The following is a 19587-nucleotide window of genomic DNA, read 5'->3' on the forward strand; positions in this document are numbered from 1 at the left end:
GGTATGACCCAGAAATTTACGATCAAGGAAATCGCCTTTCAGGCGGGACTAAGCGCGGCGACCGTCGATAGGGCGCTGCATGCGCGGTCACATGTTCGCCAGATTACCAAGGATCGTGTCGCCGCTGCGATTGAAGAACTGGAAAGGCAATATGCGGCAAGCCGGATCGAAGGCCGTCGGTTTACCATCGATGTTTTCATCCAGTCGCCAAGGCGTTTCTTCTCGGCGGTTCGAGCGGCGTTTGAGGCAGAGTTGCCTCTGGTCAAGCCCGCCTCGATCCGTGCGCGTTTTCATCTGTTTGAACGAATTGATGACAGGGACATCGTCGCAAAGCTGAAAGCCATCGCTCGGCGGGGCAGTCATGGGATCGTTCTGAAATGTCCTGCGACCCCAAGGGTCGAAGCCTGCCTGTCCCAAATCGCAGAGCGGGGGATTCCTGTTGTCACCTATGTAACCGACGTCGCCGATCCGCTGCGGTTGGCCTATGTGGGCATGGAAAACCGCAAGGCGGGGGCGACTGCGGCCTATCTGATGCAGCGCATGAGGCAGAGCAAGGGCGGTATTCTGATCACGCTTTCTAGCCAGTTGTTTTTGGGGGAAGAGCAGCGGCGAGATGGTTTTGCGGATCACATGGCGCGTCATCTGCCTGACACGTCGATCATAACGGTGTCCGAAGGTTTGGGGGTGAACAAGACGACCAAGGCGAGTGTCCTGTCAGCTTTGGCGCAGAACCCCGATATCACATGCGTTTATTCGATTGGCGGCGGCAACCGCGCCGTGCTTGAGGCCTTTTCCGAAGCCGGGCGCGACATCGATGTGTTTGCCGCGCATGACTTGGATGACACCAACCGGCGTCTTCTGGATGAGGGGCGGCTAAGCTTTGTTTTGCACCATGATTTCCGACAGGATGCGCGGCGGGTTGCATTGCATTTGTTGAAATATCACAGGTTGTTACCGGCCGATGTTTCGATAGAAGAAACCGAAATCAGTATCGCCTGTCCGCTGCTTTAGGCGCTTGCTGCCAGCGCACGGGGCAGTCTGGCCAGCATATCCAGACAAAGATCCAGCTGTTCAAGGCTGACAAATTCATCTGCCTTGTGCGCCTGTTCGATCGAGCCGGGTCCGCAAACAACCACATCCATGCCGAGACCCTGAAACAGTCCTGCCTCTGTGCCAAAGGGGACCAGATCAGACCCGTTGGCACCGGTCAAAGTGCTTACCAGATCGCGCGCCTCGTTGTTTTTCATCGGTTCCAATCCGGGGGTTTCCCCGATGATTTCCAGATGAATATCCGCTTTGCTCGATACAGAATGCATCCGGTCGATCAGGGCATTCTGACAGGCGGCCATTTCGTCTTTGACATAGTTCAGGTCGGCCATGTTGACGGGCCGCGTTTCCCATTCAAGCGTTGCCTTGGATGCGATCACATTATGGGCGCTGCCACCATGTAGGGCCCCGACATTGATCGTGCTCCACGGTGGGACGAACTGCGACCCTTCCGGTGCACGGGCCTCTAGTTCTTTGCGAACTTCCAAAAGGCGCGTCACATATTGCGTGGCGTATTCCACCGCGTTGACCTCGATCTCGGGGCGCGATCCGTGGCCGTCGGTTCCTGAGAACGTAACAGTGTATTCACAGCAGCCCTTATGCCCCTCAATGACCCGCATCGACGTGGGTTCGCCCACAATCGCCAAGCGGGGGCGCAGGTCACGTTCCCGCATTTCCTGCACCAAGGTATGTGCGCCCAGACAACCGACTTCTTCGTCGTGGGTAAAGGCGAAATGGATCGGCTGGTATTGCGAGGCGTTCTTCAACACATCCAGCGACGCCATGCAGGCGGCAATGAACCCCTTCATGTCACAGGTGCCGCGCCCGTAAAGACGGTCATCCTTTTCAACCATTTTGAACGGGTCACTGGACCAAGCCTGATCCTCGACAGGCACCACGTCGGTGTGACCGGACAAAAGCAGCCCGCCTTGGCGGCTTTTGCCCAAAGTCGCAAAGATATTCGCCTTTCCACCCTCAGGTGAGGTCATCACATCAACGGTTGCTCCGGCTTCGGTCAGAAGACCGGCAAGGTAGTGGATCATGTCAAAGTTACTGTCCGTCGAGACGGTTTCAAAGGCGATCAGCCTTTCAAGGATCTCTTTGCAGTGGTCCAGACGGGCAGGGGTCATGGCTTAGTCCTTGATGAACAGCTGGCGCGGAATATTGCACAGGGGCTCGGCAGGGCCGTCTTCGCGGATCACGATGGTTTCGGTCGTCTCCAGCCCCCAGTCATCCATCCACAAGCCTGGCATGAAATGGAACGTCATGCCCGGTTCTAGCACGGTTTCATCGGATGCGCGAAGGCTGACAGTATGTTCGCCCCAATCGGGAGGATAGCTGAGACCCACGGCATAACCGCAGCGGTTGGGACGTTCGATACCGACTTTGTGCAGTTCGGCATCGAGTGCGCGCGCAATGTCACAGGCACGGTTGCCTGCACGCGCTACTTCGATGCCCGCATTCAGACCCTCGGTCAGTGCTTCGGATGCATCACTGAAATGGGTCGGCGGTTTGCCGAAGAAAATCGTCCGGCACAGGGGCGCGTGATAGCGGCGGTAACAGCCGGATTGCTCAATAAAAGTGGCCTCGCCAGATTTCAGTGCCTCACCATTCCATGTCAGGTGCGGGGCCGAGGCATCTTCGCCCGAGGGCAGCAAGGGGACGATCGCGGGGTAGTCGCCCCAACTGTCTGCTTCACCCTGCACAGAGGTTTTGAACAATTCACCGACCAAATCATGTTTGCGCATGCCTGGCTCTGCCAATTCGATGGCCCGTTCGATCACCAGTTCCGAAATGCGAGCAGCGCGGCGCATAAAGCCGATTTCGGCATCCGATTTAATCAGGCGCTGCCAGTTCACAAGGGTTGATGCGTCGATGAAGGTCGCTTCGGGTAGGGTATCGGCCAAAACGGCAAATGCCTTGGCGGTAAAGAAATAGGTCTCCATCTCGATACCGATGCGCTTGTCGCCAAAGCCCATGATACGCAGATGGCTGGCAAGGTCTTCCATCGGATGAATGTCGGTCGCCTGAATATAGCGGTCAGCGTAGTAGATGATTTGCTCATCTTCCATCCAGACAGTGCGTCTCGCCCCATTCGCATCCTGCATCCGGCCCCACCAAATTGGCGGTCCATCATGTGTCAGGATTACGCCCTGATGGACGTAAAACGACCAACCGTCATAGCCGGTCAGCCAATTCTGGTTGGACGGGTTGGTGACAAAAAGAACTTCGATTCCAGCCTCGACCATCGCTTTGCGGGTCAGGGCGATGCGTCGATCGTATTCGGCTTGTTCGAAGGGGGCGTTCTGGATGGGCATGGATGGGTCTTTCTTTGCGGTGTCAGGCAGGCGCCGTCGCGCTGTGCAATCGAAACTCTGCCAATGGATAAAAATCAAGTTCATTTTCAAAGAGTTCGCAGCTTTCGACCTGTATTTGCGCCGTTGCGTCATTTTCCACGGCGCATTTGCGTGCTGGACAAGTGCCTAAAATCGCGGCAAAAGTAGAATAAATATGAATGATCATTCATAAATGGTGAGCAATGATAAAAAGCCAGATTTCTCCGCGTTCAGAAGACTTTGCGCAGAATCGCGCGGCCATGCAGGCGCAGATGGATGTGGTGCAGCAAGCAGCGGAACACGCGCTGCGCGGTGGTATTGCGCAGTCTCGTGAACGGCATCTTGCTCGGGGTAAGATGCTGCCTCGGGATCGCGTTCAGGCGCTTCTCGATCCAGGATCGCCGTTTCTCGAAGTGGGGTTGTTCGCCGCCCACGCGCTGTACGGCGGTGATGTGCCTGCGGGTGGCGCGATTGCCGGTGTGGGGCGTGTCGCGGGTCGTGATGTCATGGTTCTGGTCAATGACGCGACGGTCAAGGGCGGCACCTATTATCCGATGACCGTCAAAAAACATCTCCGTGCACAGGAAATCGCGGCTGAGAACCATCTGCCTTGTATTTATCTGGTGGATTCCGGTGGTGCGAACCTTCCCAATCAGGATGAGGTCTTTCCGGATCGCGACCACTTTGGCCGCATCTTCTTTAACCAGGCGAACATGAGCGCGCGCGGCATCCCGCAGATCGCAGTGGTGATGGGGTCTTGCACGGCAGGCGGTGCTTATGTGCCTGCCATGAGCGACGAGACGATCATCGTGCGCGGGCAGGGAACGATCTTCCTTGCTGGTCCCCCACTTGTCAAAGCGGCCACGGGCGAAACGGTCACCGCAGAAGAACTGGGCGGCGGCGAATTGCATGCGCGCACCTCAGGTGTCGCCGACCATCTGGCCGAAGACGATGCACATGCCCTTCAAATCGCGCGGCGTATCGTGTCGAATCTGGGTACCCAGCCCAAGGCCACGATCACTCGCACCACGCCCGAAGCACCGGCCTATGATCCGGCCGAGATCATGGGCATCGTGCCCGCCGATCCGAAGAAACCCTATGACATCCGCGAGATTATCGCGCGAACCGTGGATGGATCGCGCTTTGATGAGTTCAAATCGCAGTTCGGCGAAACGCTCGTCTGCGGTTTTGCGCATGTCCATGGCATTCCCGTGGGGATCATCGCCAACAATGGTGTTCTCTTTTCGGAAAGCGCCGTCAAAGGGGCGCACTTTGTTGAACTGTGCAGTCAGCGCGGTATCCCTTTGGTATTCCTTCAGAATATTACCGGTTTCATGGTGGGTAAAGCGGCAGAAGCGGGCGGTATCGCGCGTCATGGGGCAAAGCTTGTGACGGCTGTGTCCACAACATCTGTCCCCAAAATCACGATGCTGGTCGGCGGTTCTTACGGCGCGGGCAACTACGGCATGGCAGGGCGGGCCTATTCGCCGCGGTTCCTGTGGACGTGGCCCAACAGCCGCATTTCCGTGATGGGGGGCGAACAGGCGGCCAAGACATTGGCGCAGGTCAAACGGTCCGCAATGGAAAAACGGGGCGAGGTCTGGAGTGACGAGGAAGAAGCCGCATTCCGCAAACCCACGGAAGAGATGTTCGAAGAACAAAGTCACCCGCTCTATGCCTCGGCGCGTCTATGGGATGACGGCATTATCGACCCCACCAAAACCCGCGATGTCCTTGGGCTGTCGCTGTCCACAACGCTGAACGCGCCGATCGAAGAGACGCGCTTTGGCCTGTTCCGGATGTGATGGGGATGAGCATGATCAAGAAAATTCTGATTGCAAACCGTGGCGAGATTGCCTGCCGCGTCATCCGCACCGCGCGTGAATTGGGCATCGAAACGGTTGCTGTTTTTTCCGATGTAGACCGCAACGCGATGCATGTGGAATTGGCTGATCAAGCGGTACACATCGGTGCCGCACCTGTTGGCGAAAGCTACCTTCTTGGCGAACGGATCATCGACGCAGCCAAGCGCACAGGCGCAGATGCGATCCATCCGGGTTATGGCTTTCTGTCCGAGAACCCCGACTTTGTTGACGCCGTCGCAAAGGCGGGACTGATCTTTATTGGTCCTTCCGCAGATGCGATCCGTGCAATGGGATTAAAAGACAAAGCTAAGGCCTTGATGGAAAAGGCAGGCGTGCCTGTCGTGCCCGGGTATCACGGTGACAATCAGGATGCTGGTTTTCTGGCAAAACAAGCTAATGAAGTCGGCTATCCTGTCTTGATCAAAGCGCGCGCGGGTGGCGGTGGTAAGGGGATGCGTCTGGTCGAAAAGCCGGCCGATTTCGCCGATGCTTTGACCTCGGCCCAGCGTGAGGCGCAGTCTAGTTTTGGTGATCCTGCCTGTCTGATCGAAAAGTTCATCCAGAACCCGCGTCACATCGAAATGCAGGTGATGGGCGATGCGCATGGCAACGTGGTCCATCTGTTCGAGCGCGATTGTTCCATGCAGCGCCGCCATCAGAAGGTGATCGAAGAGGCCCCCGCGCCAGACATGCCGGAAAAGGTTCGTCAGGCCATGGGCGCGGCGGCGGTCGCTGCCGCCAAGGCCGTGAATTATCAAGGCGCCGGAACGGTTGAATTCATCGTTGACGGCTCTGGTCCGCTGCGGCCTGATGGCTTCTGGTTCATGGAAATGAACACGCGCCTTCAGGTCGAGCACCCAGTGACCGAAGAAATCACCGGCTTTGATCTGGTCGCGATGCAGATTGCCGTTGCCGAAGGGCAGGCCCTGCCTGTGACGCAAGATAAGATCACCGCGAGAGGCCACGCGTTCGAAGTCCGCCTTTACGCGGAAGACCCGTCAAACGGCTTCCTTCCGGCAACTGGCACGCTGGATATTCTGGATTTTCCTACCGCCGACAACGGTGTGCGAGTCGATACGGGCGTGCGGCAGGGCGATGTGATTTCGCCCCATTACGATCCCATGATTGCCAAGCTGATCGTAACAGGACCGAACCGCAACGCGGCATTGCTGAAGATGTCGAAGGCCTTGGAGGATCTGGTGGTCCACGGCTGCGTGACAAACCGTGCCTTCCTGTCTGCCTTGGTGAATGACACAGATTTTGCCGCAGGTCGCGTTGATACGGGGCTGATCGACCGCAAAGGCGCAGACCTGACTGCACGACCTGATCCGACAGCGCACACTTTGGCGCTGGCCGCGCTTGCCGCGGTGCGACCTGCTGATGCGGAAGATCCCTTTGCTAACTTCCGTCTATGGGGTGCTGCGCGTCAGGCCGTGACGTTTGAAGGTGATCCGAACATTTCGATCTTTGTCGAAACTACTGCCTCAGAAACCAAGGTGACCACGCCTATGGGCGAGGTGACGTTTTCAGCCGTTTGGCAAAACGGGCCAGAGCTTTTGGTTGAGGAAAACGGCGTGAAATCGCGGGCCATCGTCCACAAAACCGGCCATGGTGTGCTTGTCCAAACCGAAGGGCACGACCGTTTTTTCAAGTTCTTCGATCCGTCCGCATCCGCGTCTTCTGCTAAGGCGGGAGCTTTGACAGCGCCGATGCCCGGCAATGTGATCGCAGTCGTTGCCAAGGCGGGCGACAGCGTGTCGGAAGGCGACCGGTTGCTGGTTATGGAAGCCATGAAAATGGAACACGCCATCACCGCAGCCCAAGACGGCGTGATCGCGGAAATGTTGGTGTCGGAAGGCGATCAGGTCGAACAGGGCGCGCTGTTGGTGCGTATGCAGGAGGACGAATAAGCCATGTCTGATTTCGTCACCCTGTTTGAAATGGCCCCGCGCGACGGCCTGCAAAACGAAAAGGCCATGATCGCCACGGCGGACAAGATCAAACTGGTCGATCTTCTGTCGCAGGCTGGCTTCCGCAAGATTGAAACAGCCAGTTTCGTATCCCCGAAATGGGTGCCGCAAATGGCGGACAGCGCGGACGTGATGGCCGGGATCACGCGCGTTGATGGGGTGCGCTACACGGCTCTGACGCCCAACATGAAGGGGCTCGAGGCCGCCATCGCCGCAAATGCGGATGAGGTTGCGATTTTCGGCTCGGCCTCGGAAGGATTCAGCGAAAAGAACATCAACTGTTCGATCGCGGAAAGCCTTGAACGCTTTGCGCCAGTGGTTGAGGCGGCTCAAAAGGCTGGCATTCCGGTGCGTGGCTATGTGTCCTGCGTAACCGACTGCCCCTATGACGGACGCACACCACCAGATCAGGTTGCGCGGGTCGCTGCGGATTTGATTGAACTGGGCTGCTATGAGGTCTCGCTTGGCGACACCATCGGGCAGGGCACGAGTGAAACCGTGGATGCGATGTTGCGGGCGGTCACAGAACGCGTGCCAGCTGAAAGGCTAGCGGGACATTTCCACGACACCGCCGGTCGCGCCATCGACAACATCCGTGTCAGCGTTGGCCATGGCCTCCGCGTCTTTGACGCGGCGGTTGGCGGTTTGGGCGGATGTCCCTACGCGCCGGGGGCCAAGGGGAATGTCGCGACCGAAGCGGTCTACGACTTGCTGGCGGCTGAGGGATTTGAAACGGGTCTGGACCGTGACGCAATGATGGTTGCCGCTGAATTCGCGCGTAGCCTGCGGGGGGACGCAGCATGAACCAATTCAACACGTTGAAGATCGAACAGGGCGCGGATGGTGTCGCCCATCTGATCCTGAACCGTCCCGACCGGAAGAATGCCATTTCAGCCGAGATGATGGATGAACTGGTCGCGTTCGCGGCAATGGCGGCCGACACGCCGGAGATGCGCATTGTCGTCTTGCAGGGCGCAGAGGGTGTTTTTTGCGCCGGTGGTGATCTGTCGTGGATGATGGCGCAGATCAAAACGGATCGTGCAGGCCGCATGGCCGAGGCGCGTCGTCTCGCCAACATGCTTAAAGCGCTAAACGAAATGCCTGTTCCCTTGATCGGGAGGGTGGAAGGCGTGGCCATGGGCGGCGGCGCAGGTCTGGCCTGTGTTTGCGATCTGGCGATTGCTGCTGATGACTGTCGCTTCGGCTTTACCGAAACGCGGCTTGGCATCATTCCGGCGACGATTTCGCCTTATGTCCTTGCGCGGATCGGGGAAGGGGCCGCGCGTCAGGTCATGATGAATGCCGAGCTTTTCCAAGGCCCCCGTGCGGTCGAACTGGGACTGGTTGCGCGGTCTGTTCCCGCAGGCCAGTTGGGCATGGCGATCAAAGAAGCCATCGCACCCTACCTGAAGCTTCCGAAAGAAGCGGTGGGCCGAACCAAACGCCTGATCCGGTCATTAGGCGCGCAAATCGACGCTTCGGTGATCGACGGCACCATCGAACAATTGGCCGACGCTTGGGAAAGCGATTGTGCCGAAAAAGGCATCGCTGCCTTTCTGAATAAAACACCGGCCCCATGGGCCAAGGGCTAGGGACCCGAAAGTAGTAAGTTGAAAGGGTGAGTATTTTTTCAGCAGTGGCTTGAAAACGGGCATTTGTCGTTCAATAAATGAACGCCCATTCGTAATAAGCGGACCAGACGCATATGTTGCAACAGCGCTCGAAAGACACAAAAGAGACGATCCGGCTGAATGCCCTCCGTCTTTTTGCCAAAAGCGGCTATAGTGCTGTGTCCATGCGCGACATTGCGAATGCGGTCGGGATACAGCCCGGAGCAATCTACAACCACTTCCCTAGCAAACAGGACATCCTTGTGGATCTGATGATGACCCACATGGTTGATCTTCTGGCTGCGGCGAATAACGCCATGGAGGGTGTGGAAGGAACAAGGAACCGCTTGGTCGCCTTTGCCCGTTTCCACATCAGCTATCAGCTGGATTTTCCGGATCACGTCTTTATCGCCTACATGGAGTTGCGCAGCCTTGAGGAAACGGGCCGTCAGGACGTTTACGTCAAGCGCGACGAATACGAGGCGATCCTGCGCGAGGTTCTGGAACAAGGTGTCAAGGAAGGCACTTTCAAAGTCGCAAATGCTGCCGTTCAAACACGTGCACTGTTGGCGATGATGACAGGGATCACTGTTTGGTTCCGTGAAGACGGTGAACTGAACAGGGATCAGGTGATTGACTGTTACGTACAGGCTGTATTGCAGAGTGTTGGAATCCAAGAATAAGTCCAGCACCTGCCTCTTGGGAGGAAACCGCATTGTTTCACGCATCTATGAACTTCGCACTGGGTGAAGAAATCGAAGCCCTGCGCGACGTCGTGCACAAATTTGCTCAGGCTGAAATCGCGCCAAGAGCGCAAGAGATTGACCAGACAAACCAATTCCCCGCTGATTTGTGGAAGAAGATGGGCGACTTGGGTCTTCTTGGACTGACCGTCGAAGAAGAGCTTGGTGGCACAGGCATGGGCTATCTGGCTCATTGCGTTGCGATTGAAGAAATCAGCCGTGCTTCCGCCTCGGTTGGCCTGTCTTACGGCGCGCACTCCAACCTGTGTGTGAACCAGATCCGCAGGAATGGCTCGCCTGAGCAGCAGGAAAAATACCTACCGGGCCTGATGTCCGGCGACAACGTCGGTGCTCTTGCCATGAGCGAACCGGGTGCGGGTTCTGATGTTGTGTCCATGCGTCTGCGGGCGGAAAAACGAAACGATCGTTTCATCCTGAACGGCAACAAGATGTGGATCACCAATGGTCCGGATGCCGACACGCTGATCGTTTACGCCAAAACCGATCCGGACGCCGGTCCCAAAGGGATCACCGCCTTCCTGATCGAAAAGGGCATGGCGGGTTTCTCGACCGGTCAAAAGCTGGACAAGCTGGGGATGCGTGGGTCGAACACCGCTGAACTGATCTTTGAAGACTGCGAAGTGCCGTTTGAAAATGTGCTTGGGCAAGAGGGGCAGGGCGTTCGTATTCTGATGAGCGGTCTTGACTATGAGCGCGTCGTGCTGGCGGCGGGTCCCTTGGGGATTATGGCGGCCTGTCTGGATGTGGTGGTGCCTTACGTGCATGACCGCGAACAGTTCGGAAAACCCATCGGGACGTTCCAGCTAATGCAGGGCAAGCTGGCGGATATGTATGTCACGCTGAACGCCTGCCGGTCGTACGTCTATTCGGTTGCCGCTGCCTGTGACCGTGGTGAAACTACGCGTAAGGACGCGGCGGGCTGCATCCTTTATGCAGCGGAAAAGGCAACTCAGGTCGCGCTGGAAGCGATCCAGACACTGGGCGGCAATGGCTATATCAACGACTTCCCCACGGGTCGCCTTCTGCGTGATGCCAAGCTGTATGAGATCGGCGCGGGCACGTCCGAAATCCGCCGCATGCTGATTGGTCGCGAATTGTTCGAAGAGACCAAATAGTAAGTGCAGTTCCAATCTGGCCTTTCCGGCGTGCCTTGTGCTAGCCACGAGGCGCGCGGAAACGGCTAGTTTGAGGAGTGTGCCATGTCCCAGCCCAAAGTTCTGATCGCCGGTGGCGGTATCGCGGGTATGAGCATGGCTTTGACGCTGCATCAAATCGGCGTCCCTTGCGTTGTTCTGGAAACGGTGAGCGAGCTGAAGCCATTGGGCGTTGGTATCAACGTACAGCCCAATGCCGTGCGAGAATTGTTTGATCTGGGCATTGGCGCTGAGAAACTGGACCAGATCGGCGTGAAATGCCGTGAATGGGCGTTGGTCGGTCTGAAGGGCAACCCTGTTTACTCTGAACCGCGCGGACTGGAAGCGGGTTATAACTGGCCACAGTATTCGGTGCATCGCGGCAAGCTACAGATGCTGCTGTACCAAGAAGTGCTGGATCGTCTGGGCCCGGATGCAGTCCGTTTGGGCGTGCGCGTGACCGGCTATTCCAACAATGACGACGATACAGTGACGGTTGAAACCGTCGCTGCTGACGGCACGCAGGCGCAAGAGACGGCCAGCATGCTGATTGCTGCCGATGGTATCCATTCCGCTGTTCGCGCGCAGATGTACCCTGACCAGCCCCCGATCCACTGGGGCGGCGCGATCATGTGGCGTGGCACCAGCCCTGCGGTCCCAATTCGCACAGGTGCGTCGTTCGTCGGTCTGGGGCGTGCACGCCACCGGATCGTGTTCTACCCGATCTCACCTGCCGATCCCGAAACCGGCTTGTCCGAGGTCAACTGGATCGCCGAAGTGACCGTCGACAATTCCGAAGGCTGGAAGGGCGGCGACTGGAACAAAAAGGTCGAGATCGAAGATTTTATCCATCACTTTGAAGGTTGGGAATACGACTGGATCAACGTGCCCGAATTCCTGTCCAAAGCAGGCACTGTCTACGAATACCCGATGATCGACCGCGATCCTGTGCCCAGCTGGGCCGATGGCCGCGTGGTTCTGATCGGTGACGCCGCACATCCGATGTATCCAACAGGATCGAACGGGGCGAGCCAGGCCATCGTTGATGCGCGCAATCTGGGCGCATCGCTGATCGCGCATGGTTTGAACGAAACGGCCTTCGAAGATTTTGACGCGCGTTTCTGCGAAGACGTGTCCCAAGTCGTGCTGCGCAACCGCGGGGCTGGGCCTTTCGGCCTGTTGAACCTGATCGACGAACGCTGTGGTGGCGAATTCGATGACATCAACGACGTCGTGCCAGAGGATGAACGTCGTGAATTCACGGCCCGTTACAAGGCCGCTGCCGGGTTCGCTATTGAAACGCTGAACGCCTCACCGCGCACGATTGCAGAGGGCGCCAAGGTCGCCTTCTAAGCGACCAAATCAGGGGCTTTCAGCACTACGCCACGTCGCATCAGTCACATTCCGCGCTTTTCCACCCCTGTGACGCTTTAGGGGCTGGCCTTTTGTGCGTTAGGGGGCTACGCGACGCCCGACACACTGAAAAGGCTTATTCCCATGGATCTTCGCAACGTTGCGATCATTGCCCACGTGGACCACGGCAAGACAACGCTGGTGGATGAACTCTTGAAACAATCCGGCGCGTTCCGGGAAAACCAGGCCGTTGCTGAACGCGCCATGGACTCGAACGATCTGGAACGTGAACGCGGCATCACCATTCTGGCCAAGGCGACTTCGGTCGAATGGAAAGGCACGCGCATCAACATCGTCGACACCCCCGGCCACGCTGACTTTGGTGGCGAGGTCGAGCGCATCCTGTCCATGGTGGACGGCGTTGTGCTGCTGGTTGACGCCGCCGAGGGCCCGATGCCCCAGACCAAATTCGTGACCTCCAAGGCGCTCTCCTTGGGGCTGCGTCCGATTGTTGTTCTGAACAAGGTCGACAAACCCGACGCCGAACCCGACCGTGCGCTGGACGAATGTTTTGACCTTTTCGCAAGCCTTGGTGCTGACGAAGACCAGCTGGACTTCCCGCATCTGTATGCTTCTGGTCGTTCCGGCTGGGCCGATGCCGAACTTGACGGTCCGCGCAAGGATCTGGCAGCGCTGTTCAACTTGATCGTCAACCACGTGCCGCGTCCGCGTCAGGTGTCCCGTCAGGGCGAAGATTTCCGCATGCTGGCGACCACTCTGGGCTCTGACCCGTTTGTTGGCCGCATCCTGACTGGCCGCGTTGAATCTGGCACGCTGAAGGTTGGTGCAACTGTTCAGGCGCTGTCCCGTATCGGTCAAAAGATCGAACAGTTCCGTGTCACCAAAATCCGCGCGTTCCGTGGTCTTGCCCAGCAGGACATCGAAGAGGCACAGGCAGGCGACATCGTTTCGCTGGCCGGTATGTCCAAATCGACCGTGTCCGACACGATCTGTGCGCTGGCCGTTGATGAGCCGCTGGAAGCACAGCCCATCGATCCGCCGACCATCACTGTGACCTTTGGCATCAACGACAGCCCGCTGGCTGGCCGCGAAGGCAAAAAGGTTCAAAGCCGCGTCATCCGTGAACGCCTAATGAAAGAGGCGGAATCGAACGTCGCGATCAAGATCGAAGACACGCCGGGCGGCGAAGCCTTTGAGGTGTCCGGTCGTGGCGAACTTCAGATGGGCGTTCTGATCGAAAACATGCGTCGCGAAGGCTTCGAACTGTCGATCTCGCGTCCGCAGGTTATCATGCGCGAAGACGAAAACGGTCAGCGTATCGAGCCGATCGAAGAAGTCACCATCGACGTGGACGACGAATACTCGGGCGCGGTGATCGAAAAAATCACCGGTGCGCGTAAGGGCGAACTGGCCGAGATGAAACAGGCCGGTGCGGGCAAGACCCGTATCGTTGCGCACGTTCCGTCCCGTGGCCTGATCGGTTACCACGGCGAATTCCTGACCGACACGCGCGGCACAGGCGTTCTGAACCGCGTGTTCCACGGCTGGGCAGCGCACAAAGGCCCGATCCCAGGCCGTCGTGCAGGTGTTCTGATCTCGATGGAAGACGGCGAGGCCGTGGCTTATGCGCTGTGGAACCTTGAAGAGCGTGGCCGCATGTTTGTGGGCCCGCAGGCCAAGGTTTATCAGGGTATGATCATCGGTGAACATTCCCGTGACAACGACCTTGAAGTGAACCCGCTGAAGGGTAAGAAGTTGACCAACGTTCGTGCCTCCGGCACCGACGATGCGGTTCGTCTGACACCGCACATCAACTTCAGCCTTGAAGAAGCGATTGCCTACATCAACGATGACGAACTGGTCGAAGTAACGCCGTCGTCGATCCGTCTGCGCAAACGCTATCTTGATCCGCATGAGCGTAAGCGGATGGCGAAACAAGCCTGATAACAAAAGAAAAACCCTCCCCCAGATCGGGGGAGGGTTTTTTGTTTCAGCAGATCGAATTCGTGACTTAGTCGGTGATTTCGACGACGATAAGATCACGTTCAGAGGCATTGCGCGCATGGCTCAGCGCCTCTTGGTAGCCGTCCGAATGGTAGCAATCGATTGCTGCCTGTTTCGACGGGAACTGTGCAACCACATGGCGTTCGCGCTGTGCGCCTTCCAGAATGTGGTAGTCACCGCCACGGGCCAGAAAATGACCACCGTGTTCAGCAATCACTGGGCCTGCCAATTTGGCGTATTTGCTGTAGGAATCGGCGTCGGTTACGTGCACGTGGGCAATCCAGAGTGCCGGCATTTATAGTCCCTCCACAATAATGATGTCGCGTTCGCTAGAGCGAAGCGCGATTGGTAGAATGGCTTGATATGCGTCCGAGTTGTACCAGGCTTCGGCCTGTTCCAATGTTGGAAACTCGACAATCACGTGCCGTTCCGGCGCGCTGCCTTCGACAACTTTTTGAAGACCAGCTTTGACCAAAAATTTGCCGCCCGCAGCCTCGGCCAAGGCAACTGTCTGGGCGGCATATTCTTTGTAATCGTCCGGATCGGTTACGGTGATCCGCGCGATGATGTAGGCGGGCATCAGCCCGCCACCACAGCCTCGGCAGCTCTGATCGCAGCCTCGGCGTTGTCCGTGCTTGCACCGCCACCCTGCGCCATATCAGGACGGCCACCGCCACCTTTGCCACCCAGTTCCGGAACCGCTGCACGGACCAGATCGACCGCAGAAAGTTTGTCTTTCAGGTCGTCGGTCACGCCCGCCGCAACAGCCGCTTTGCCGCCAGTATCTGCAATCAACAGAACAGCACCGCTGCCCAGACGCGCTTTGTGTTCGTCGATCAGCGGGGGCAGGTCTTTGCCGGACACTCCGGACAGGACCTGTGCGTGGAACTTCACGCCGTTGATCTCTTTTGCCTCGGCAGGGGCCTGACCGCTGCCACCGGACATTGCCAGTTCACGACGCAGCTGGGCCACTTCGTTGTTCAGCGCTTTGCGTTCGTCCATCAGCGCCTTAACCCGTGCGGGCAGATCAGCAGCCGTGGCTTTTAACTCGCCCGCCAGTTCGGAAACGATCCGGTCCTGACCGCGCAGGTAATCCATCGCGGCCTCACCTGTCAGCGCTTCGATCCGGCGAACACCGGCAGAAGACGCACTGTCGCCCAGTGTCACGAACAGACCGATCTCACCGGTGCGTGCCACGTGCGTACCACCGCAGAGTTCCAGCGAATACGTGTCGCGGTTCGAACCTTTGCCCGAGGACGCGTCGGTGCCCATGGACACAACACGCACCTCATCGCCATACTTTTCACCAAACAGCGCCTGCGCACCCATCGCGCGGGCATCGTCGGGCGTCATGATGCGGGTTTCGACCGGCGCGTTCTGGCGGATGTAGTCGTTCACCTCACGCTCGACCGTTGTCAGCTCATCTATGGTCAGGGCCTTGGCGTGGCTGAAGTCAAAGCGCAGGCGGTCTGCCGCGTTCAGCGACCCGCGCTGCGCAACGTGGTCACCCAGCGCGCGACGCAGGGCTTCGTTCAACAGGTGCGTGGCCGAGTGGTTTGCACGAATGTTAGTCCGGCGTGCGTGATCCACGTCCAGCTTTGCAGCATCGCCCGCCTTGATCTCACCTTCGGTGATTTCGGCGAAGTGGATGAACACATCTGCCACTTTGCGTGTGTCGGTGATAGTCGCCTTAGCGCCATCTGTGGTGATCACGCCTGTGTCGCCAACCTGACCACCGCTTTCGGCATAGAAAGGTGTCTGGTTCAGAACGATCTGCACTTTGTCGCCAGCCTTGCCACCGTCGACCTTTGCGCCGTCCGCGACGATGGCCATGATCTGGCCTTCCGCTGTTTCGGTGTCATAGCCAAGGAAGTCTGTCGTGCCGTGTTCTTCAGCGATGTCGAACCAGATGGCAGCATCGGCGGCTTCGCCTGTGCCGGACCATGCCGCACGCGCCTTGGCCTTTTGTTCGGCCATGGCTGTGTCGAAACCGTCGGTGTCGACCGTCAGGTCCTTTTCACGCAGCGCGTCCTGCGTCAGGTCCAGCGGGAAGCCGTATGTGTCGTACAGTTTGAACGCGGTTTCGCCGGGCAGGGCGGCGCCTTCGGGCAGGTTCGCAAGCTCTTCGTCCAACAGCTTCAAACCGCGATCCAGCGTCTGGCGGAAACGGTTTTCTTCCAGCAGCAGCGTTTCTTCGATCAGCGCCTGTGCGGTGCCCAGTTCAGGATAGGCCGCGCCCATCTGACGGACCAACGCGGGAACAAGGCGGTGCATCAGCGGGTCTTTCGCACCCAGCAGGTGCGCGTGACGCATCGCACGGCGCATGATGCGGCGCAGAACATAGCCGCGACCGTCGTTTGACGGCATCACGCCATCGGCGATCAGGAAGGATGTAGACCGCAGGTGGTCGGCGATCACGCGGTGATGCGTTTTGCCAGGACCATCGGGGTCGGACGAGGTGGCATCAGCGGAGGCTTCGATCAGCGACCGCATCAGATCGGTGTCGTAGTTGTCGTGCTTACCCTGAAGCAGCGCGCCAATCCGTTCCAGACCCATGCCGGTATCGATGGACTGCATGTCCAGCGCGCGCATGGAGCCGTCCTCGAACTGCTCGTTCTGCATGAAAACGATGTTCCAGATTTCGATGAAACGGTCGCCGTCTTCCTCGGGCGATCCCGGAGGGCCGCCCCAGATGTGGTCGCCGTGATCATAGAAAATCTCGGTGCAGGGGCCGCAGGGGCCAGTCGGGCCCATCTGCCAGAAGTTGTCGGATGTCGCGATGCGGATGATCCGGTCTTCCGGAATGCCGACTTTCTTCCAGATTTCAAAGGCTTCGTCATCGGTGTGATAGACTGTGGCCAAAAGGCGCGTCTTGTCGATGGCGAAGTCTTTGGTGATCAGTTCGTAGGCAAAGGGGATCGCTTCGGTTTTGAAGTAATCGCCGAACGAGAAGTTGCCGAGCATCTCAAAGAACGTGTGGTGGCGTGCTGTGTAGCCGACGTTATCAAGGTCGTTGTGCTTACCGCCAGCGCGTACGCATTTCTGCGATGTGGTCGCGCGGGTGTAATCGCGGGTTTCAACGCCTGTGAACAGGTTCTTGAACTGCACCATGCCCGAGTTCGCAAAAAGCAAAGTCGGGTCGTTACGCGGCACAAGCGGGGACGAGGGCACAATCGTGTGCCCCTGTTTTTCGAAATAGCTCAGAAAGGTCGAGCGGATATCGTTCAGCGTTGCCATGCTTTGCCTCATGTCGCAAAAATTTTGTCAGATGTACCCCTAGCGTTGGGTGCTGTCCACAGGGGCAGGGCTTAGGTCAACTGCTTTTCAAAAAAATGTTCGGCATAGGGATTGTCGTTGTAGCGATCGATTTCGATCCAACCGCTGTTACGGTACAATCCAAGGGCTGCATGAAGCCGTCCATTCGTGTCCAGTTGCAGCGTCGTCATGCCCAGTTTGCGCGCATGATCCTCGATCTCATCCATCAGGCGTTTGCCAAGGCCAAGACCGCGGGCGGCAGACGACAGCCACAGGCGTTTGACCTCGCCCAGATTTGTGCCTTGGCCTTTCAATCCGCAACATCCGATGGGCAGACCGTCCGAAGTTGCCAGCAGAAAAACGCCCTTGGGTGGGCGCAGGAAATCGGCCTCTGGGTTGCCTGAGGCATGGGGATCGAATGTGATGCCAAGGATGCTGGTGATCTCATCGTAGAACTGGTTCACACAGTATTCTATGCGCGGGTCTTCGGGATCGACGGGGGCGATTTTTATGTGATCCCGTCCCAAAACGGTTGCGATCAGGTCCATAGCCGCCAATAGGCTGTCCTGATCCTTGTAGCGGGACAGAACCTTTTCAGCGGCAGAGTTCGACAGGCTTTCATATTGGTGAAAGGCATCCCGACCCGCAGGCGTCAGTTGCGCGACCCTGCGACGGGCATCGTTTCCGTCGCTTTCGACCGTTATCAGCCCCTCCGCCTCTAACCTGCGCAGGAGACGGGACATCAAGCCTGAGTCCAGCTCAAGATATTCGCGCAAGTCGCTGACTTCGGTCTTGCCGTGACCAATCGCATTCAGAACGCGGGCCGATCCCAACGGGCGTCCTAGGCCAAGGAATGACGTATCAAGGGCACCGCTTTGCGTGGTGACAGCACGGGACAGACGGCGGAAGCGGGATATGTTGTCTAGCATAGGTTGACTCGCTTGAATTTTTTTCTGACTTTAGTCAGGTAAATTCGAGCGGCAACAAAAAACGCCCCGAAATCGGGGCGCTTTTTCTAAGTCTTCCGATGGTTTTAGTCTTCGACCAAATCCGGATCGTCCTTGGCCATATCAAATTCAAGGCCATGCGCGGCACGAATCTTGTCCTCGATCTCAAGCGCGATCGCGGTGTTTTCCTTCAGGTAGGTCTTGGCGTTTTCACGACCCTGACCGATGCGTTCATCCCCGTAGGAATACCACGCGCCAGATTTTTCAACGACGCCAGCTTTCACACCCAGATCCAGCAATTCGCCAGTTTTCGAGATGCCTTCGCCATACATGATGTCGAATTCAACCTGCTTGAAGGGCGGGGCGACCTTGTTTTTCACGACTTTCACGCGGGTGGCGTTGCCGACTACTTCGTCACGGTCCTTGATCGCGCCGATGCGGCGGATGTCCAGACGGACGGACGAATAGAACTTCAGCGCGTTCCCGCCGGTTGTTGTTTCGGGCGAACCGAACATGACGCCGATTTTCATTCGGATCTGGTTGATGAAGATCACCATACAGTTCGAACGGTTGATCGAACCGGTCAGTTTGCGCATCGCCTGGCTCATCAGGCGGGCGTGAACGCCCACGCTGGAATCACCCATGTCGCCTTCCAGTTCGGATTTCGGCGTCAGCGCCGCGACCGAGTCGACGACAACAAGGCTAACCGCGCCGGAACGTACCAGTGTGTCCGTGATCTCAAGCGCCTGTTCACCTGTGTCGGGCTGCGAGATCAGCAGTTCGTCCAGATCGACGCCCAGCTTTTTCGCATACTGCGGGTCAAGTGCGTGTTCCGCGTCCACAAAGGCGCAAACGCCGCCTTTTTTCTGTTCTTCTGCAATAGCATGCAGGGTCAGTGTGGTCTTACCCGAGCTTTCCGGCCCGTAAATTTCGATGATCCGGCCTTTGGGCAGGCCGCCGATGCCGAGGGCGATATCAAGGCCCAGAGAACCGGTCGAGGTGGCTTCGATGTCGCGCATCGCGTTTTCGCCACCGAGTTTCATGATCGAACCCTTGCCGAACTGACGTTCGATCTGGGCCAGCGCTGAATCCAGCGCCTTCTGCTTGTCTGCGTTGCGCTTGCTGTCCATGGAGAGAAGATCTGCCGTTGCCATTGTTTCCGTGTCCTTATTCCATACCCGCTATCAAGCGGCAATCGCTGCTTTGTTCACCTCTTGTTCCAAAACATATCGGACCAAAACGAGAACATTGCAAGAGGATTTTCACTTTCTTTACATTTGCC

The 19587-nt window shown here is 57.7% G+C and carries 17 protein-coding genes; 9 read left to right on the top strand and 8 right to left on the bottom strand.

Annotation, left to right across the window (positions count from 1 at the left end; translation table 11 throughout):
* The first annotated feature begins 3 nt into the window (after positions 1–3).
* A complete protein-coding gene (locus AC4FIA_RS08980; protein ID WP_490365557.1) occupies positions 4–1011 on the top strand; it encodes a LacI family DNA-binding transcriptional regulator in 1008 nt (335 codons plus the stop codon).
* Here AC4FIA_RS08980 and argE read toward each other — a convergent pair.
* Genes argE through AC4FIA_RS08995 form a run of 3 tightly spaced genes read right to left on the bottom strand, consistent with a single transcriptional unit; the run spans position 1008 to position 3570 of the window.
* Positions 1008–2177, bottom strand: a complete 1170-nt coding sequence (gene argE, locus AC4FIA_RS08985; RefSeq protein ID WP_490365558.1) for an acetylornithine deacetylase — start codon at positions 2175–2177, stop codon at positions 1008–1010. The genes AC4FIA_RS08980 and argE overlap by 4 nt on opposite strands.
* A 3-nt stretch (positions 2178–2180) precedes the next feature.
* The gene (locus AC4FIA_RS08990) at positions 2181–3365 is read right to left on the bottom strand and encodes a M24 family metallopeptidase (protein WP_490365559.1); all 1185 of its coding nucleotides are present in this window, start codon (positions 3363–3365) and stop codon (positions 2181–2183) included.
* 22 nt (positions 3366–3387) lie between these two features.
* Complete coding sequence (locus AC4FIA_RS08995) at positions 3388–3570, bottom strand: hypothetical protein (protein ID WP_490365560.1); 183 nt, start codon at positions 3568–3570, stop codon at positions 3388–3390.
* Between the two features lie 16 nt (positions 3571–3586).
* On the opposite strand from AC4FIA_RS08995, the gene AC4FIA_RS09000 reads away from it, so the two are divergent.
* The 8 genes from AC4FIA_RS09000 to typA all read left to right on the top strand — a co-directional run bounded on the left by AC4FIA_RS09000 (position 3587) and on the right by typA (position 14043).
* A complete protein-coding gene (locus tag AC4FIA_RS09000; RefSeq protein WP_490365561.1) occupies positions 3587–5188 on the top strand; it encodes a carboxyl transferase domain-containing protein in 1602 nt (533 codons plus the stop codon).
* Between the two features lie 11 nt (positions 5189–5199).
* The gene (locus AC4FIA_RS09005; protein WP_490365562.1) at positions 5200–7158 is read left to right on the top strand and encodes an acetyl/propionyl/methylcrotonyl-CoA carboxylase subunit alpha; all 1959 of its coding nucleotides are present in this window, start codon (positions 5200–5202) and stop codon (positions 7156–7158) included.
* 3 nt (positions 7159–7161) lie between these two features.
* A complete protein-coding gene (locus AC4FIA_RS09010) occupies positions 7162–8022 on the top strand; it encodes a hydroxymethylglutaryl-CoA lyase (protein ID WP_490365563.1) in 861 nt (286 codons plus the stop codon).
* On the top strand, positions 8019–8810 hold the full coding sequence (locus AC4FIA_RS09015) for an enoyl-CoA hydratase-related protein (RefSeq protein ID WP_490365564.1): 792 nt from the start codon (positions 8019–8021) through the stop codon (positions 8808–8810). Before AC4FIA_RS09010 ends, AC4FIA_RS09015 begins: the two co-directional genes overlap by 4 nt.
* 113 nt (positions 8811–8923) lie before the next feature.
* A complete protein-coding gene (locus AC4FIA_RS09020; protein ID WP_490365565.1) occupies positions 8924–9511 on the top strand; it encodes a TetR/AcrR family transcriptional regulator in 588 nt (195 codons plus the stop codon).
* A 32-nt stretch (positions 9512–9543) separates the two neighbouring features.
* On the top strand, positions 9544–10707 hold the full coding sequence (locus tag AC4FIA_RS09025; RefSeq protein ID WP_287476277.1) for an isovaleryl-CoA dehydrogenase: 1164 nt from the start codon (positions 9544–9546) through the stop codon (positions 10705–10707).
* An 84-nt stretch (positions 10708–10791) separates the two neighbouring features.
* Entirely contained in the window at positions 10792–12078 is a 1287-nt protein-coding gene (locus AC4FIA_RS09030) for a flavin-dependent oxidoreductase (protein WP_490365566.1), read from the top strand.
* A 144-nt stretch (positions 12079–12222) separates the two neighbouring features.
* Positions 12223–14043, top strand: a complete 1821-nt coding sequence (gene typA, locus AC4FIA_RS09035; protein ID WP_490365567.1) for a translational GTPase TypA — start codon at positions 12223–12225, stop codon at positions 14041–14043.
* A 67-nt stretch (positions 14044–14110) separates the two neighbouring features.
* On the opposite strand, the gene AC4FIA_RS09040 is transcribed toward typA, so the two are convergent.
* The 5 genes from AC4FIA_RS09040 to recA form a co-directional block, all read right to left on the bottom strand.
* Complete coding sequence (locus AC4FIA_RS09040; protein ID WP_490365568.1) at positions 14111–14398, bottom strand: DUF1330 domain-containing protein; 288 nt, start codon at positions 14396–14398, stop codon at positions 14111–14113.
* Positions 14399–14683: a DUF1330 domain-containing protein gene (locus tag AC4FIA_RS09045; RefSeq protein WP_490365569.1), complete on the bottom strand. Its 285-nt coding sequence runs from the start codon at positions 14681–14683 to the stop codon at positions 14399–14401.
* Positions 14683–17340, bottom strand: coding sequence for an alanine--tRNA ligase (alaS, locus tag AC4FIA_RS09050; protein ID WP_490365570.1), 2658 nt, complete (start codon positions 17338–17340; stop codon positions 14683–14685). The genes AC4FIA_RS09045 and alaS overlap by 1 nt, the downstream gene beginning before the upstream one ends.
* Before the next feature lie 71 nt (positions 17341–17411).
* The gene (locus AC4FIA_RS09055) at positions 17412–18287 is read right to left on the bottom strand and encodes a bifunctional helix-turn-helix transcriptional regulator/GNAT family N-acetyltransferase (RefSeq protein ID WP_490365571.1); all 876 of its coding nucleotides are present in this window, start codon (positions 18285–18287) and stop codon (positions 17412–17414) included.
* A 104-nt stretch (positions 18288–18391) separates the two neighbouring features.
* Positions 18392–19459: a recombinase RecA gene (gene recA / locus AC4FIA_RS09060; RefSeq protein WP_103910092.1), complete on the bottom strand. Its 1068-nt coding sequence runs from the start codon at positions 19457–19459 to the stop codon at positions 18392–18394.
* Positions 19460–19587: the final 128 nt, after the last annotated feature.

Source organism: Thalassococcus sp. (assembly GCF_982780845.1).

Coding starts and splice junctions, on each gene's coding strand:
- AC4FIA_RS08980 (WP_490365557.1), top strand. CDS start 4: ATGACCCAGAAATTTACGATCAAGGAAATCGCCTTTCAGGCGGGACTA.
- argE (WP_490365558.1), bottom strand. CDS start 2,177: ATGACCCCTGCCCGTCTGGACCACTGCAAAGAGATCCTTGAAAGGCTG.
- AC4FIA_RS08990 (WP_490365559.1), bottom strand. CDS start 3,365: ATGCCCATCCAGAACGCCCCCTTCGAACAAGCCGAATACGATCGACGC.
- AC4FIA_RS08995 (WP_490365560.1), bottom strand. CDS start 3,570: ATGATCATTCATATTTATTCTACTTTTGCCGCGATTTTAGGCACTTGT.
- AC4FIA_RS09000 (WP_490365561.1), top strand. CDS start 3,587: ATGATAAAAAGCCAGATTTCTCCGCGTTCAGAAGACTTTGCGCAGAAT.
- AC4FIA_RS09005 (WP_490365562.1), top strand. CDS start 5,200: ATGATCAAGAAAATTCTGATTGCAAACCGTGGCGAGATTGCCTGCCGC.
- AC4FIA_RS09010 (WP_490365563.1), top strand. CDS start 7,162: ATGTCTGATTTCGTCACCCTGTTTGAAATGGCCCCGCGCGACGGCCTG.
- AC4FIA_RS09015 (WP_490365564.1), top strand. CDS start 8,019: ATGAACCAATTCAACACGTTGAAGATCGAACAGGGCGCGGATGGTGTC.
- AC4FIA_RS09020 (WP_490365565.1), top strand. CDS start 8,924: ATGTTGCAACAGCGCTCGAAAGACACAAAAGAGACGATCCGGCTGAAT.
- AC4FIA_RS09030 (WP_490365566.1), top strand. CDS start 10,792: ATGTCCCAGCCCAAAGTTCTGATCGCCGGTGGCGGTATCGCGGGTATG.
- typA (WP_490365567.1), top strand. CDS start 12,223: ATGGATCTTCGCAACGTTGCGATCATTGCCCACGTGGACCACGGCAAG.
- AC4FIA_RS09040 (WP_490365568.1), bottom strand. CDS start 14,398: ATGCCGGCACTCTGGATTGCCCACGTGCACGTAACCGACGCCGATTCC.
- AC4FIA_RS09045 (WP_490365569.1), bottom strand. CDS start 14,683: ATGCCCGCCTACATCATCGCGCGGATCACCGTAACCGATCCGGACGAT.
- alaS (WP_490365570.1), bottom strand. CDS start 17,340: ATGGCAACGCTGAACGATATCCGCTCGACCTTTCTGAGCTATTTCGAA.
- AC4FIA_RS09055 (WP_490365571.1), bottom strand. CDS start 18,287: ATGCTAGACAACATATCCCGCTTCCGCCGTCTGTCCCGTGCTGTCACC.
- recA (WP_103910092.1), bottom strand. CDS start 19,459: ATGGCAACGGCAGATCTTCTCTCCATGGACAGCAAGCGCAACGCAGAC.